Origin of the sequence: Streptomyces sp. NPDC102451 (genome assembly GCF_044765485.1) — a bacterium.
GTDB lineage: Bacteria > Actinomycetota > Actinomycetes > Streptomycetales > Streptomycetaceae > Streptomyces.
In genome coordinates this window covers 251000-265424 of record NZ_JBIWKD010000008.1, presented here as the reverse complement: position 1 = coordinate 265424, position 14425 = coordinate 251000, and the positions used below count along the sequence as shown (strand labels likewise).

General features: G+C 73.3%; 12 protein-coding genes. 2 read left to right on the top strand and 10 right to left on the bottom strand.

Annotated elements, in window-relative coordinates; genetic code table 11:
• The 10 genes from ACIRD8_RS20895 to rimP form a co-directional block, all read right to left on the bottom strand.
• Complete coding sequence (locus ACIRD8_RS20895) at nt 1–1116, bottom strand: XdhC family protein (RefSeq protein WP_403993398.1); 1116 nt, start codon at nt 1114–1116, stop codon at nt 1–3.
• A 77-nt stretch (nt 1117–1193) separates the two neighbouring features.
• Nucleotides 1194–2147, bottom strand: a complete 954-nt coding sequence (locus ACIRD8_RS20890; RefSeq protein WP_403993395.1) for a bifunctional riboflavin kinase/FAD synthetase — start codon at nt 2145–2147, stop codon at nt 1194–1196.
• Nucleotides 2148–2190: 43 nt separating this feature from the next.
• Entirely contained in the window at nt 2191–5793 is a 3603-nt protein-coding gene (locus tag ACIRD8_RS20885) for a serine protease (protein ID WP_403993392.1), read from the bottom strand.
• A 218-nt stretch (nt 5794–6011) separates the two neighbouring features.
• Nucleotides 6012–6917 carry a tRNA pseudouridine(55) synthase TruB gene (gene truB, locus ACIRD8_RS20880; protein WP_403993389.1) on the bottom strand — a complete coding sequence of 302 codons (906 nt, stop codon included), beginning with the start codon at nt 6915–6917 and terminating at the stop codon, nt 6012–6014.
• A complete protein-coding gene (rbfA, locus tag ACIRD8_RS20875; RefSeq protein ID WP_014153744.1) occupies nt 6914–7375 on the bottom strand; it encodes a 30S ribosome-binding factor RbfA in 462 nt (153 codons plus the stop codon). The genes truB and rbfA overlap by 4 nt, the downstream gene beginning before the upstream one ends.
• A gap of 25 nt (nt 7376–7400) precedes the next feature.
• The gene (locus ACIRD8_RS20870) at nt 7401–7697 is read right to left on the bottom strand and encodes a DUF503 domain-containing protein (RefSeq protein ID WP_129265753.1); all 297 of its coding nucleotides are present in this window, start codon (nt 7695–7697) and stop codon (nt 7401–7403) included.
• 203 nt (nt 7698–7900) lie between these two features.
• Nucleotides 7901–11038: a translation initiation factor IF-2 gene (gene infB, locus ACIRD8_RS20865; protein WP_403993386.1), complete on the bottom strand. Its 3138-nt coding sequence runs from the start codon at nt 11036–11038 to the stop codon at nt 7901–7903.
• A gap of 148 nt (nt 11039–11186) precedes the next feature.
• The gene (locus ACIRD8_RS20860; RefSeq protein ID WP_403993383.1) at nt 11187–11465 is read right to left on the bottom strand and encodes a YlxR family protein; all 279 of its coding nucleotides are present in this window, start codon (nt 11463–11465) and stop codon (nt 11187–11189) included.
• Nucleotides 11466–11637: 172 nt separating this feature from the next.
• Nucleotides 11638–12678: a transcription termination factor NusA gene (gene nusA, locus ACIRD8_RS20855; RefSeq protein ID WP_403993380.1), complete on the bottom strand. Its 1041-nt coding sequence runs from the start codon at nt 12676–12678 to the stop codon at nt 11638–11640.
• 2 nt (nt 12679–12680) lie between these two features.
• Nucleotides 12681–13178 carry a ribosome maturation factor RimP gene (rimP, locus tag ACIRD8_RS20850; protein ID WP_403993377.1) on the bottom strand — a complete coding sequence of 166 codons (498 nt, stop codon included), beginning with the start codon at nt 13176–13178 and terminating at the stop codon, nt 12681–12683.
• Nucleotides 13179–13349: 171 nt separating this feature from the next.
• Between rimP and ACIRD8_RS20845 the strand changes: the two genes are divergently transcribed.
• Nucleotides 13350–13877: a hypothetical protein gene (locus ACIRD8_RS20845; RefSeq protein ID WP_403993374.1), complete on the top strand. Its 528-nt coding sequence runs from the start codon at nt 13350–13352 to the stop codon at nt 13875–13877.
• A complete protein-coding gene (locus ACIRD8_RS20840) occupies nt 13874–14368 on the top strand; it encodes a ferritin-like domain-containing protein (protein ID WP_403993371.1) in 495 nt (164 codons plus the stop codon). Before ACIRD8_RS20845 ends, ACIRD8_RS20840 begins: the two co-directional genes overlap by 4 nt.
• The last annotated feature ends 57 nt before the right edge of the window (nt 14369–14425 follow it).

The following is a 14425-nucleotide window of genomic DNA, read 5'->3' as shown; positions in this document are numbered from 1 at the left end:
CTAGGTTTCGGGCTCCCGGGCGTGGTGGATGGCGCCCGCCAGCTCGCCCAGGGGGCGTCCCGTGCCGCCCCAGCGGTGCTGGACGATCTCCGCGGCGATGGAGACGGCCGTCTCCTCCGGCGTACGGGCTCCGAGGTCGAGGCCCACGGGTGAGGCGAGGCGGGCCAGTTCCGCCTCGCCCACACCCGCCTCCCGCAGCCGCGCGGCCCGGTCGGCGTGGGTGCGTCTGCTGCCCATCACCCCGATGTACGCGGCGGGTGTGCGCAGTGCGGCGGCGAGCAGCGGCACGTCGAACTTCGGGTCGTGGGTGAGGACGCAGATGACGGTGCGTCCGTCCACCTGGGTCGACTCCAGGTAGGTGTGCGGCCAGGCGCAGACGACCTCGTCGGCCGTGGGGAAGCGCTCCCGGGTGGCGAAGGCGGGGCGGGCGTCGCAGACCGTCACCCGGTAGCCGAGGAAGGACCCGATCCGCGCGGTGGCCGCCGCGTGGTCGATGGCCCCGAAGACGAGCATGCGGGGCGCGGGGGCGTACGTCTGGACGAAGACGGTGACGTCCTGCATCCGACGCTCGCCGTGCGTGCCGTAGCCGGTGCTGCCGGTGGCCCCCTGGGCGAGCAGCCCGCGCGCGTCGTCGGTGACGGCCGCGTCGAGCCCCTCGTCGCCGAGCGAACCGCTGACCCGGCCGGCCAGGACCATTCTGTGGGCGCCGGGCGGCGCCGCTCCGGACACCACGGTGGCGAGCGCGACGGGCTCCCCGGCGGCGATGGTGCCGACGAGCTCCCGCAGTGCGGCCCGGTCGCCCTCCTCGACGTACGGCCGCACGAGGACGTCGATCGTGCCGCCGCAGGTCAGCCCGACACCGAAGGCCTCGTCGTCGCTGATGCCGTAGGTCCGCACCTGTGTCCGGCCGGCGGTGAGCGTCTCCGTGGCGACCTCGTACACATCGCTCTCCACGCACCCCCCGGAGACGCTGCCCGCGACCGCTCCCGTGGCGCTGACCGCCATCACGGCGCCGGGCGCCCGGGGCGCGCTGCCGCGCACCGCGACGACCGTGGCCAGGGCGAAGGGCGTACCGGCGGTGTGCCAGTCGCGCAGTTCCGACAGCAGTTCACGCATGCGGGGGCGTCCTCCCGGCTCGACGGCTCCTGCCCCCGACCATGCCCCGGTGCCGCAGTGCGCACCACAGGAAGGCGTCAGGCCCGTTCGTACGCCGCGATCAGCTCGGTGGACCGCTTCACGTCGGCGGCCATCGCCACGAGCAGGTCGTCGATCGACTCGAACTTCAGCATGCCGCGTACGTACGCCAGGAAGTCGACCGCCACGTGCAGCCCGTACAGGTCGAGGCCGACGCGGTCGATCGCGTACGCCTCGACGGTCCGCTCCGTGCCGTCGAACTGCGGGTTCGTGCCCACGGAGATCGCGGCGGGCATCGCCTCGCCGTTCACGGTGAGCCAGCCGGCGTAGACGCCGTCGGCGGGGATCGCGGTGTGCGGCAGGGTCTCCACGTTCGCCGTGGGGAAGCCGAGCTCGCGGCCGCGCTGGGCGCCACGCACGACGACGCCCTCGACGCGGTGCGGGCGGCCGAGGATCTCCGCGGCGCCTTCGACGTCGCCCTCGGCGACCAGGCGGCGGGTGAGCGTGGAGGAGAACGGCTCGCCGCCGCCCGCGTCACCGCTCACATAGAGGTCGATGACCTCGACCTGGAAGTCGTACGTCGGGCCGAGCTCGGCGAGGAAGGTGACGTTGCCCGCCGCACGGTGTCCGAACCGGAAGTTCGGGCCCTCGATGACCAGCTTCGCGTGCAGCTTGTCGACGAGCACCTTCGCGACGAAGTCCGCGGGCGAGAGCTTCGAGAACTCGGCGGTGAACGGCAGGATCAGCACCGCGTCCACACCCAGGCCCGCCATGAGCTCGGCCCGCCTCTGGTGCGGTGCGAGCAGCGGCGGGTGCGTGCCGGGGCGGACGACCTCGCTGGGGTGCGGATCGAACGTGACGACGACGGAGGGCACACCGAGCTCGCGCGCCCGCTCCACCGCGCTGCCGATGATCAGCTGGTGTCCACGGTGCACCCCGTCGTAGGAGCCGATGGTGACGACACTGCGTCCCCAGCCCTCAGGGATGTCCTCCAAGCCACGCCAGCAGTGCACTGTGACCGCTCCTCGCCCGAACCTGTGTACGTGTGTATGTCCATTACGCAGGTCTAAGACTGCCATGCTCACGTCCCGCGGCCTGCATCGGCATAGGGATCGCGGGCCGCGAACCGTCCAGTGCCTCCATCGTCCGCCGGGCGCCGGGGCTCACGACCGCGGCCCACTCCTGCGGGGCGTCCGCCAGCCACCGGGTGACGAGGGCCGCGAATCCGGGCACGTCCCTGGCGAGTTCGACCAGGCCCCGGTCGAAGCGGGCCGCGCCCTCGGGCGTCCGTACGAGCAGCATCCCCGTGCGGTGCACCAGGGCGCGGGTGCGGGCCTCGGGGCGGCGGCCGGAACCTGTCGCGGCCGCCCGCAGCAGGGCGTCGAGGACCTCCGGGTCCCTTCCGGTCTCCTGCTCGAACTCCAGCAGGACCTCCAGCAGCTCGGCCCGCAGCGGCCTCGAAGCGGCGCTTCCCGGGCCGGCGAGCACCTGGACCAGCGCCGCGCGCACCGGCGGCGGCACGGGCCGGCCCCGCAGCAGCCCGGTCAGCAGGGGCAGCAGGAGCGCCCGGGCGGCGGGGCTGTGCTCCAGCCGGATGTCCACGTAGGCGGCGGTCCGGGCGCCGGCGTCCTCACCGGGACGGCTGTGGCTCTCGACGTAACCGCGTACGAGACCGGGGGCGTGCAGCGCCAGGGCGGGGGTGTCCAGGGAGGCCAGGTCCCGCAGGACGGCGTCGGCGGCCTCGCCGGGCAGCGACAGACGGGCGCGCAGCGCTGCGAGCACCGGCTCGGGGTGCTCGGGGAACACCTCCGTGAGCAGCGCCAGCGGCAGCCGGGGGTCTCCGGCGGCGAAGACCCGCAGGGCCTGCGGCAGATAGCGGCCCCCGGTCCCCGGGTCCCGTACGAGGACGGTGAGCGCCTGGGCGTGCAGGGCCGTGTCGTCGGGCCGGGCCAGCAGGGTGAGCGCCGCGCTCCGCAGCACGGCACGGTCGGCGGCGCAGAGGGTGCGGGCGGCGGTGAGTGAGGCGTGGACGGCCGCGGCGGCGCGCCGCTCGGGCCGCTCGTCGTCGCGCGCCCAGCGGTCGACGGCACGGCAGAGGGCGGCCGGCTCGTCCTCGGCGAGGGTGGTGAGCAGTTCGGCGGCGCGTGGGTGGACGGTGTCGACGAGCGCCTCGGTCAGGTCGTCGAGGGCGAGGTCCCTGCGGGCGTACAGGAGTGCCTGCGCGGCGGCGGCGACGGTGAGCCGCATCGGCAGGCCCTCCTCGGCGGGCAGCGGGCTCTCGTCGGTGAACCAGCGGCACAGGAGTGCCTGGACGGCCCTGGGGTGGGCGGCCAGGCGGCGGGAGACGGCGTCCAGGTAGCGTTCGCCGCCGTCCGTGCGGGGGGCGCCGTCGGCGGGCAGGAGGCGGCGCAGGAGGTCGATCCGGTCGTCCTCGGGCAGCCGGATCCGGCGCCAGAACCACGGGCCGAACTCGGCGTAGGGCCCGAGCACGGCCGGCCCGCCGCCCGACAGGGAACGCCGGGTGATCCGTCCGGCGAGCACCCGCAGCACCCCGAGGCAGGGCCGGGCGTCGGCCACCCTGAGCAGGCTCTCCCGGAGCAGGTGCGCCGCCCACCAGGCGGCGTCGGGCAGTCGGTCCTCGGTGCCGGGGCCGGACGACAGGCGGTCCATCGCCTCGATGAGGTCCGCCATCCGGTGGGCCAGCGCGGCGTGCCCCTGCCGCCGCTCCAGCAGGAGCATCGCCTGGAGCACGGGGCCGATGCGATGGCGCGGCACCGGCAGGTTGCGGGGCTCCGCCAGGTCCTGCGGGGCGGGCGCAGGGCCCTGCGGGGCGGGTACGGGGCCCTGCGGGGCGGGTACAGGGTCCTCGGAGGCCCCGTCCGCGTGCCAGCGGTGGACCAGTGAGTGCAGCGCCGCGTCCAGGTCGAGGTGCGCGCCCTGCACCCAGTCGCCCAGCTCCTCGTGGCCGAAGCGGTATCCCGCGCCCGCCGGGACCAGCAGTCCTTCGGTGAGTACGGCCGAGGCCCAGCCCGTGCGCCAGGGGAAGAGCTCCTCGAAGGCGGCCCGGTCCAGCTCGCCCTGCCCCGGCCCGAGGCAGCGCCTGGCCGCCTCGTGGACCTGGCCGGCCACCTTCGCCGCCAGCCGGCGGACCGCCGTGCCCCGGAGCCCGGGTTCGGCCTGGGCCCCGATCCGGACGGCGATCCGGACACAGGTGAGGTCCAGGTGGGCGGCGAAGACCTCCTCCGTACCGGGCCTGCCGGGTACGTCGGGGGGCAGGGCCGCCCGCACCTCGGCGAGCAGGCGCAGTGTGAGGGGGTGCCGGTCGTGGCCCGGCGCGATGGTGCCGGGCGGGATGGCGTACCGCTCCGCCGCCCGCTCGGCCTGTTCCGCCGTGAGGTCGCCGAGCCGGACGGCGGGCGGCAGGCCCCCGGCGGGCCGCTCCGGGCGGTGGAGGGCGCCCGGCGGGTACAGCGCGCCGGCGGTCTCCCAGTGCTCGGGGCGGCAGGCGACGATCATCCGCACCTCGTGGGCCGGCAGCCACTCGGCCGTGGCCCCGGTCCATCCGGCGAGCCGGTGCGCCAGCAGGGGCGGCATCTCCTCCGGGCCGTCCACGACGACGAGGAGCGGGTTCCCGGAGGCCGCGGCGAGGGCGGCCACCCGCTCGGGGGTGGCGGCCTCCATGTCGCCCCGGGCCCCGGCGGCGGTGATGATCCTCCCGGAGCGCTGCAGCGCCCTGGTCATCGCGTCGGTGACCGAGGTGTCGTCGGCCAGCAGGTCGGCTCCGCGCAGCCAGAGCGTCAGGGCGGGCACGGGCCCGCGGGCCCGGCGGGCCGCCAGGGCGGCGAGCTCGGTGGTACGGCCGGTGCCCGGGGCTCCGACCAGGCCGAGCACGGGCCCCGTGCCGGTCTCGAAAGCGGTGAACTCCGCGCTGATGTCGGGGCGTTCGACGGCCTCGGTGCCGCAGGGCCGACCGTCGGCCTGCCCGAGCGAGGTGGCGGTCAGCTGGAGCGCCCCGGCGAGGTTGAGGTCGCGGCCGTAGCCGGGGACGGTGCTCGCGTTGCGCCGGAGCACCTCGGCCAGCGGCCCCGGGGCGTCCTTGCGGGCCAGTTGCACCGCGAGCCCGGCGGTCTCGCGCCCGGCGCTCAGCGCGGTCGAGAGCACGCCCAGGACGGCCCCGGTGCGCGGGTCCGTCACGGGCCCGCCGACGGCGGCGCCGCCGGAGCGCAGCGCGTCGCGCCCGTCCGTGCCGAGGGCGAGCTCCAGCGCGTCGCTCAGGGGGTGGTCGCGTCCGCCCTCGGAGTACGTCGCGGGGGTGGTCCCGAGCACCCGTGCCTCGCGCCAGCCGTGGGCGGCGATCCGCACGTAGGTGCCCGTGCCGATCTCCTCGCGTACGGCGACGGGGAGCGGCTCCACCCCGAGGGTGCCGGCGCCGCCCGTGCGCAGCAGGGCGAGGCCCAGAGCGGGCAGCGCGGTGATGTCGTCGGAGCCGACGGAACAGCTGCGGCCGTCGGCGGAGTGCAGCGTCAGGGGGCCCGGGCGTGCGACGGCCTGGTGGCTGGTGACGACCGTGCCCCGGTCGTCCGCGACGAACCCGGTTCCCCGCGGCCGGCCGGCCTGATCGCAGATTCTCACAAGTTTCGACCGGTCCCCGCTGCCCATGGTCCGACGGTAGGTCCCCGGTGATCGGCACCGGAAATGCGCGGGGCGAAAGCGCCCCCCTCACACCCCCCGATCACTCCGAGCGCCCGTCCATTGGGGTGAATCGGCGGGTCCGCGTGGACAGGGATGGTCGCGGGAGGGGGATCGTGGAGCGGGCACGCACCGGGGGGCTGCCCGCTCCACGACGGGCCGGACTCGTCCGGACCCGGGAGCCTTCGTCAGGCGAAGACGGCGAGGCTCTTGGCCTTGCCCTTCTGCTCCTCGACGAGCACGAGGAAGGTGCCGTCGGGACCGAAGACCCCGACCGGCCCCGGCGGATAGGCCGGCATGTCCAGCCGTACGCCGTTGAGCAGCAGCTTGGCGCGCTTCTCGTCCACGTCCCAGCGCGGGAAGGCCGAGGCGGCCGCCTCGGCGACCGGCATCACGGTCAGCTCCTGCTGGTGCTGGTCGAGGGTCCGCGCCGCGTCGAGCCCGTACGGTCCGACGCGGGTGCGCCGCAGCGCGGTCAGGTGCCCGCCGACGCCGAGCCCGGCGCCGAGGTCGCGGGCCAGGGCGCGGATGTACGTACCGGAAGAGCACACAACGGAGACGACCAGGTCGACGACCGGGGTGCCGTCCTCAGCGACCGCCTCGCGGACGTCGTAGACCCGGAAGGACGAGATGGTCACCGGGCGGGCCGGGATCTCGAACTCCTCGCCGCCGCGCACCCGTGCGTAGGACCGCTTGCCGTCGATCTTGATGGCGCTGACCTTCGACGGCACCTGCATGATCGGACCGGACAGCGCGGCCACGCCTGCGTCGATGCCCTCACGGGTGACGCCCGAGGCGTCGGTGGACGAGGTGATCTCGCCCTCCGCGTCGTCGGTGACCGTGTCCTGGCCGAGCCGGATGGTCCCCAGGTACTCCTTCTCGGTCAGCGCGAGATGACCGAGCAGCTTGGTCGCCCTCTCGACGCCGAGCACGAGGACTCCGGTCGCCATCGGGTCCAGCGTGCCGGCGTGGCCGACCCGCCGGGTGCGGGCGATGCCGCGCATCTTCGCCACGACGTCGTGCGAAGTGAAGCCGGACGGCTTGTCGACGATGACAAGGCCGTCCGGCGTTTTGTCCTGCTTGTTCTGCGTCATGCGGAAGGCGAGTCCCCGTCGTTCTCGTCGGACTCGTCCTCCGGCTTGCGGTACGGGTCCGCACCGCCGGCGTACGTGGCACCCGAGGACGCCTCGCGGACCTTGGCGTCCGAGGCACGTGCCCGGTCGAGCAGGTCCTCGATCGCCTTGGCGTTGTCCGGCAGGGCGTCCGCCACGAAGGCCAGCGTGGGGGTGAACTTCGTCCCCGCCGCCGCGCCGACCGCCGAGCGCAGGATGCCCTTGGCGCTCTCCAGGCCCGCGGCGGCGCTGGCCCGCTCCTCGTCGTCCCCGTAGACCGTGTAGAAGACCGTGGCCTCCCGCAGGTCGCCGGTGACACGGGTGTCCGTGATGGTCACGTGCGTGCCCAGACGCGGGTCCTTGATACCGCGCTGCAGTTTCTCGGCGACCACCACCTGGATGAGGTCTGCCAGCTTCTTCGCCCGCGCGTTGTCGGCCACTGGTCCGTCTCCTTCTTGAACGTGCTCAATCGTCTTCGTCGTTGTGCAGCCGCCGCCGTACGGACAGCAGCTCCACTTCCGGCCGGCCCGCGATCATCCGCTCGCACCGGTCGAGTACGTCTGTGAGGTGTCCGGTGTCCCCGGAGACCACGGCAAGACCGATCTCGGCCCTGCGGTAGAGGTCCTGGTCCCCCGTCTCCGCGACGCTCACCGCGAACTTGCGGTGGATCTCGGCGACGATCGGGCGGACGATGGAGCGTTTCTCCTTCAACGACCGTACGTCGCCGAGGAGGAGATCGAAGGACAGCGTCCCCACATACATGTATGTCCGGATGTCCCGCCGGTTCGGGTTCGGGGGCCCGGAGGTCGCCCTCCGGGCTGGCACAGCCACGTCCCGCCGTCACTCGGCGGAGACACCCGAACCGTACACGGAACGGCCGGGGCCGATCGACGGAAATACGACCCGTCGACCGGCCCCGACCGTGGGAGAGAGCCCGGGGGTCACCCCCCGGGATTCCCCGTTGATCAGCCTCGCGGCTTCTCGCGCATCTCGTACGTCGCGATGACGTCGTCGATCTTGATGTCGTTGAAGTTTCCGAGGTTGATACCGCCCTCGAAGCCTTCGCGGATCTCGGTGACGTCGTCCTTGAAGCGACGCAGACCGGAGATGTTGAGGTTCTCCGCGATGACCTTGCCATCGCGCAGCAGGCGCGCCTTGGTGTTTCGCTTGACCTCGCCGGAGCGGACCAGCACACCGGCGATGTTGCCCAGCTTGGACGAGCGGAAGATCTCGCGGATCTCCGCCGTGCCGAGCTCGACCTCTTCGTACTCCGGCTTGAGCATGCCCTTGAGGGCCGCTTCGATCTCTTCGATCGCCTGGTAGATGACCGAGTAGTACCGGACGTCCACGCCTTCGCGCTCGGCCATCTGCTCGGCGCGCCCTGCGGCGCGCACGTTGAAGCCGATCACGATGGCGTCGGAGCCGGTCGCCAGGTTGATGTCCGACTCGGTGACCGCACCCACACCGCGGTGCAGGACCCGGATGTCGACCTCTTCACCGACGTCGAGCTGGAGCAGCGAGGACTCGAGAGCCTCCACCGAACCGGACGCGTCGCCCTTGATGATGAGGTTGAGCTCCTGGACAAGACCGGCCTTGAGCGCCTCGTCCAGGTTCTCCAGGGAGAACCGGACACCCTTGCGGGCGAAGTTGGCGTTGCGCTCACGGGCGGCACGCTTCTCGGCGATCTGACGGGCCGTACGGTCCTCGTCGACCACCAGGAAGTTGTCGCCGGCACCCGGGACGTTGGTGAGACCCAGGACCAGGACGGGGGTCGAGGGACCCGCTTCCTGGACGTTGTTGCCGTTGTCGTCGAGCATCGCCCGGACACGGCCGTACGCGTCGCCGACGACCATCGTGTCGCCGATGCGCAGCGTTCCGCGCTGGACGAGGACGGTCGAGACGGCACCGCGGCCGCGGTCGAGGTGGGACTCGATCGCAATACCCTGCGCGTCCTGCTCCGGGTTGGCCCGCAGGTCGAGCGAGGCGTCGGCGGTGAGGACGACGGCCTCCAGCAGTGCCTCGATGTTGAGGCCCTGCTTGGCGGAGATGTCGACGAACATCGTGTCGCCGCCGTACTCCTCGGCCACCAGACCGAACTCGGTGAGCTGACCGCGCACCTTGGTCGGGTCGGCACCCTCGACGTCGATCTTGTTGACCGCGACCACGATCGGCACCTCGGCCGCCTTGGCGTGGTTCAGCGCCTCGATCGTCTGGGGCATCACACCGTCGTTCGCCGCCACCACGAGGATCGCGATGTCGGTGGACTTCGCACCACGTGCACGCATGGCGGTGAACGCCTCGTGACCCGGGGTGTCGATGAAGGTGATGCGGCGGTCCTCGCCGTTGACCTCGGAGGAGACCTGGTACGCACCGATGTGCTGCGTGATACCGCCGGCCTCGCCCGCGACGACGTTCGTCTTGCGGATCGCGTCCAGCAGCCGGGTCTTACCGTGGTCGACGTGACCCATGACGGTCACCACCGGCGGACGGGAGACCAGCGACTCCTCGCCGCCCTCGTCCTCGCCGAACTCGATGTCGAAGGACTCGAGCAGCTCGCGGTCCTCCTCCTCCGGGCTGACGATCTCGAGGACGTAGTTCATCTCGTCCGCGAGCAGCTTCAGCGTCTCGTCGGAGACGGACTGCGTGGCGGTGACCATCTCGCCGAGGTTCATCATCACGGCGACGAGCGACGCCGGGTTGGCGTTGATCTTCTCCGCGAAGTCGGTCAGGGACGCACCGCGCGACAGCCGGACAGCCTGCCCGTTGCCGCGAGGCAGCATGACGCCGCCCACCGACGGGGCCTGCATGGCCTCGTACTCCTGGCGCCTCTGACGCTTCGACTTGCGACCACGACGCGCGGGACCGCCGGGACGGCCGAACGCACCCTGTGTGCCACCACGGGCACCCGGGCCGCCGGGACGTCCACCGAAGCCGGGACGACCGCCGAAGCCGCCGCCACCACCGGGACGGCCTGCGCCGCCACCGCCACCGGGACCACCGGGACGGCCGGCGAAACCGCCGCCGCCACCACCGGGACCGGCCGGACGGCCCGCGAAGCCGCCGCCACCGGGACGACCGCCACCGGCACCACCGGGACGGCCACCGCCGCCGCCGGGACCACGGCCGCCGCCGGGGCCACCGCCGGGACGCGGACCCGCAGCGGGACGCTGCGGCATCATGCCCGGGTTCGGACGGTTACCGCCGGCGCCGGGGGCGCCGCCGGGACGAGGAGCCTGCGGACGCGGCATGCCGCCCGGGCTCGGACGTGCGCCGCCCTGACCCTGCGGGCGCGGGGCGCCGCCGGGGCCGCCCTGCGGACGCGGGGCGCCGGGGCGCTCCTGACCGCCACCGGGACGCGGGGCGCCGCCGGGACGGGGCGACTGCGGACGGGCCATGCCCGTCGAGCCACCGGAGGTGAAGGGGTTGTTGCCCGGACGGGGACCGGCCGGACGTGCGCCGGGGCGCGGGGCGCCCTGGCCTGCGGGACGTGCGGGGCGGTCTCCGCCACGCTCGCCGCCACGGCCGCCGTCACGCTGACCACCGTCACGCTGACCGCCGGCCGGAGCCGGACGGGCCGGGCCGGCGGGACGCGGGCCGGGGGTGGCACCCGCGGGACGCGGGGCCTGCTGCGGCGCGGCCGGCTGCTGGGCCGGGGCCGGAGCCGAGAACTCCGCGGCGGGCACCGGGGTGACCGGGGCGGGCTTCGGCGCGGGCTTGGGACCCGGACGCGGCCCTCCCGACGGCGCGGACTGCGCGGCCGGCGCGGACGGCGCCGCGGGGGTGCTGCTCGCCGGGGTCTCCGCGGCGGCCGGCTTGGGAGCCGGGGCGCCGGGCTTCGGGGCAGCGGGACGTGCCGCGGCGGCCGGAGAAGGCGCCGCGGGCTTTGCGGGGGCGGCCTTGCGAGGCGCGCCAGGCTTTGCAGCGGACTTGCCGGCGTTGCCGCCGGGCCCCTGCAGTGCGTCAGTCAACTTGCGTACAACCGGCGCCTCGATCGTCGAGGACGCCGAACGTACGAATTCACCGAGTTCTTGGAGCTTGGCCATGACGACCTTGCTCTCCACGCCGAACTCCTTGGCGAGTTCGTATACCCGGACCTTAGCCACTTCGCTCCTTTTAGGTCCGGGTTACCGCCGGACCGTCGCTACTTCATGGGCGTACTCATCGCGTACTCATCGAGTGCTCATCGCAATCTCGACCTACTTCCAACTCGCGAGGTACCTGACCGCACGGGGACCCGTGCCGTTCACTTTCTTACGGTGTCACCCGCTCGACGAACCGCTGCAGTGCCGCGGAGTCGAACGGCCCCTTGGCCTTGAAGGCCCGGGGGAATGCCCGGCGGCGGACCGCCAGGTCGAGACAGACAGAGACGGGGTGTACGTACGCACCCCGGCCGGGCAGCGTACCGCGTGGATCAGGGACGACTTCTCCCTCGTCCACCACGATGCGCAGCAGCTCGCTCTTGGCCGCTCGCTCCCGGCATCCCACACAGGTTCGCTCGGGGCAAGCGCGGGCTTGCGTCCGGCCAGACACGGCTAAGTCTACCTCCCCGCACCGACCTCACCCCTTGGGGGCAAAAATCGAACGGATGTTGTCGTGATCTCAGCGGCACAGCGCCTCGATCTATTCCCTCGGAGCCCGTCCGGATCCGCTCCGGAGCCGGTCCGTGGCCCGCGCGGGGCGGGCCTCGGACACGGATCCGGGATCAGCGGCGCTCGGAACGCTCCCGGGCGCGCTCGGCGCGCTCGCGGTCGGCGACGTCCCGCTCCTCGTCGGTCTCCGTGTCCGGGCGGATGTCGATGCGCCAGCCGGTGAGACGGGCGGCCAGGCGGGCGTTCTGCCCCTCCTTGCCGATCGCCAGCGACAGCTGGTAGTCGGGCACGGTCACGCGGGCGGAGCGCGTGCCGAGGTCCACGACCTCGACCTTGCTCACCCGTGCGGGTGACAGCGCGTTGGCGACCATCTCGGCGGGGTCGTCCGACCAGTCCACGATGTCGATCTTCTCGCCGTGCAGCTCGGCCATGACATTGCGCACACGGCTGCCCATCGGGCCGATGCAGGCGCCCTTCGGGTTGAGGCCGGCCCGGGTGGAACGTACGGCGATCTTGGTGCGGTGGCCCGCCTCGCGGGCGATGGCCTCGATGACGACCGACCCGTCCGCGATCTCCGGAACCTCCAGCGCGAAGAGCTTCTTCACGAGGTTCGGGTGGGTGCGCGAGAGCGTCACGGAGGGACCGCGCACGCCCTTGGCCACGCGCACGACGTACGTGCGCAGCCGCAGGCCGTGGGTGTACTCCTCGCCCGGCACCTGCTCCTGCACCGGCAGGATGGCTTCCAGCTTGCCGATGTCGACCAGGACGTTCTTCGGGTCCTTGCCCTGCTGGACCAGGCCCGTGACGACGTCGCCCTCATGGCCCGCGTACTCGCCGAACGTCCTGTCGTCCTCGGCGTCGCGCAGCCGCTGCAGGATGACCTGCTTGGCGGTGGTCGCGGCAATACGGCCGAAGCCGGACGGTGTGTCGTCGAACTCCTTGGGCTCCTGGCCCTCCTCGAGCTCGGCCGGGTCGTCCTTCGCCCACACCGTGACGTGGCCGCCGGCGTCCAGCTCGACGCGTGCGCGGCGGTGGCTGCCCTCGGTGCGGTGGTACGCGATGAGGAGGGCCGACTCGATCGCCCCGACGAGCACGTCGAAGGGGATCTCCTTGTCCTGCGCCAAGCCCTTCAGAAGCTTCACATCGATGTCCACGGCTACGCCTCCTCTTCCTTCTTGTCCTTGCGGTTGAATTCGATCTCCACGCGTGCCTTGACGATCTCGTCGAAGGCGACACGGCGCGGCGTGGGCTTGCGGCCCTTGACGCCCGGCACTTCCAGATCGAGTCCCTCGTCGTCCACCCCGAGGATGCGGGCCACCAGCTCGCCGCCCTCGCCCAGGGTGAGCCTGGCCAGCCGGCCGGTGGCCCGTACGTAGTGGCGGTGCTCGGTCAACGGGCGGTCTGCGCCCGGAGAGCTCACTTCGAGGACGTACTCGCCCTCACCCATGGCGTCGGTCTCGTCCAGCACCTCGGAGAGGGAGCGGCTGAGTTCCGCGCAGGTGTCGAGCTCCACGCCGTCCTCGGAATCCACGATGACCCTCAGCACCCGGCGGCGGCCCGCCCGTGACACCTCGATCTCCTCGAGGTCCAGGCTCTTGGCGCTGACGAGCGGCTCCAGCAGTTCGCGCAGCCTGTCGCTCTGGGTGGTGCTCATCCGGGTGACTCCTCGGCCGCGTGTGCTGTTGTGGGGATCGTCGCGTGTCAGGTCAAAGGGTATCCGGTCCGCAGGGGTGTTGCCGTCCGCCTCCCGCCCCGCCGCAGGTACTCTCACATCCGGTGATCACTTCAGGTCAGAAACTGTCAAAAACCAGGCTGAAGGAGACAAGTGCGCCGCACGGGGACGACGCGCAGGAGTGCGCTCACCGCTACGGGAGCCTTCGCCCTGGGTGCGGTACTGACCGGCTGCGGGGACGGGCCGGGAGCGGCGACACCCCCCGGGGGCACGACGGACGCCGGGGCCGCCTCGCTCCGAGCGCGGACGGCGCTGCGGGCGGCGGCCGCCCGTGACAGCGCCTCGCTGCTCTCCCGCTACGAACAGGTCGCGACGGCCCACCCGGTGACGGAGGCGGGGCTCGCGCCGATGGGTGCCGCCGTGCGGGAGCACCTCGCGGCACTGGGCGGCCCCGCGAAGGCCGCGAGCGGCTCCCCCTCCCCGACGCCCCCGGCCGCCGCCTCGGACGCGCGTGCGGCCTTGAAGGAGCTGGCTGCCGAGGAGCGCCGGGTGGCGGACGGCCGCGCCACGGCCCTGCTGACCGCCGAACCGGAACTGGCCAGGCTGCTGGCCTCGATCGCCGCGGCCGGAGCGGCCCACGCCTATCTGCTGACCGAACTGGCCAAGGAGACCCCGGCATGACCCAGGAGGCCGGAAAGAGCGACACGGCACAGGCGCTGCGGGCCGCGCAGGCCGCACTCGCCGCCGAGCACGCAGCCGTGTACGGGTACGGGGCGCTGGGCGGCCGGCTGGCGGGCGGCCGCAGGAGCGACGCGACGGCCGCCTGCGACGCCCACCGGGCCCGGCGGGACGCCCTCGCCCGTACGGTGCGCGACCTCGGCGGTACGCCCGTGGCGGCGCACGCCGCGTACGCCCTGCCGTTCGCGGTGCGGGACCCGGCGACCGCGATGCGGCTCGCCACCGTGCTGGAGGACCGGGTCGCGGGCGTGTACTCCGACCTCGTACGGGCCGCGCGGGGTCCGCTGCGGCAGTACGCCGCGGGTGCGCTCCGGGAGGCCGCGGTGCGTGCGGTGCGCTGGCGTGGCACCGGCGTAGCCTTTCCTGGGCTCACCGAGAAGGCCGCCCCGCCGGAGAACACGGCGGAGGCAGGCGCCACGGGTGTCACGCACTGAGCACGTGAGCACTGAGCACTGAGCACGTGGGCACGCTCCGAAAGGGAACAAGGCACG

Coding starts and splice junctions, on each gene's coding strand:
- truB (WP_403993389.1), bottom strand. CDS start 6,917: ATGACGCAGAACAAGCAGGACAAAACGCCGGACGGCCTTGTCATCGTC.
- ACIRD8_RS20870 (WP_129265753.1), bottom strand. CDS start 7,697: ATGTATGTGGGGACGCTGTCCTTCGATCTCCTCCTCGGCGACGTACGG.
- ACIRD8_RS20885 (WP_403993392.1), bottom strand. CDS start 5,793: ATGGGCAGCGGGGACCGGTCGAAACTTGTGAGAATCTGCGATCAGGCC.
- rimP (WP_403993377.1), bottom strand. CDS start 13,178: ATGAGCACCACCCAGAGCGACAGGCTGCGCGAACTGCTGGAGCCGCTC.
- ACIRD8_RS20840 (WP_403993371.1), top strand. CDS start 13,874: ATGACCCAGGAGGCCGGAAAGAGCGACACGGCACAGGCGCTGCGGGCC.
- ACIRD8_RS20895 (WP_403993398.1), bottom strand. CDS start 1,116: ATGCGTGAACTGCTGTCGGAACTGCGCGACTGGCACACCGCCGGTACG.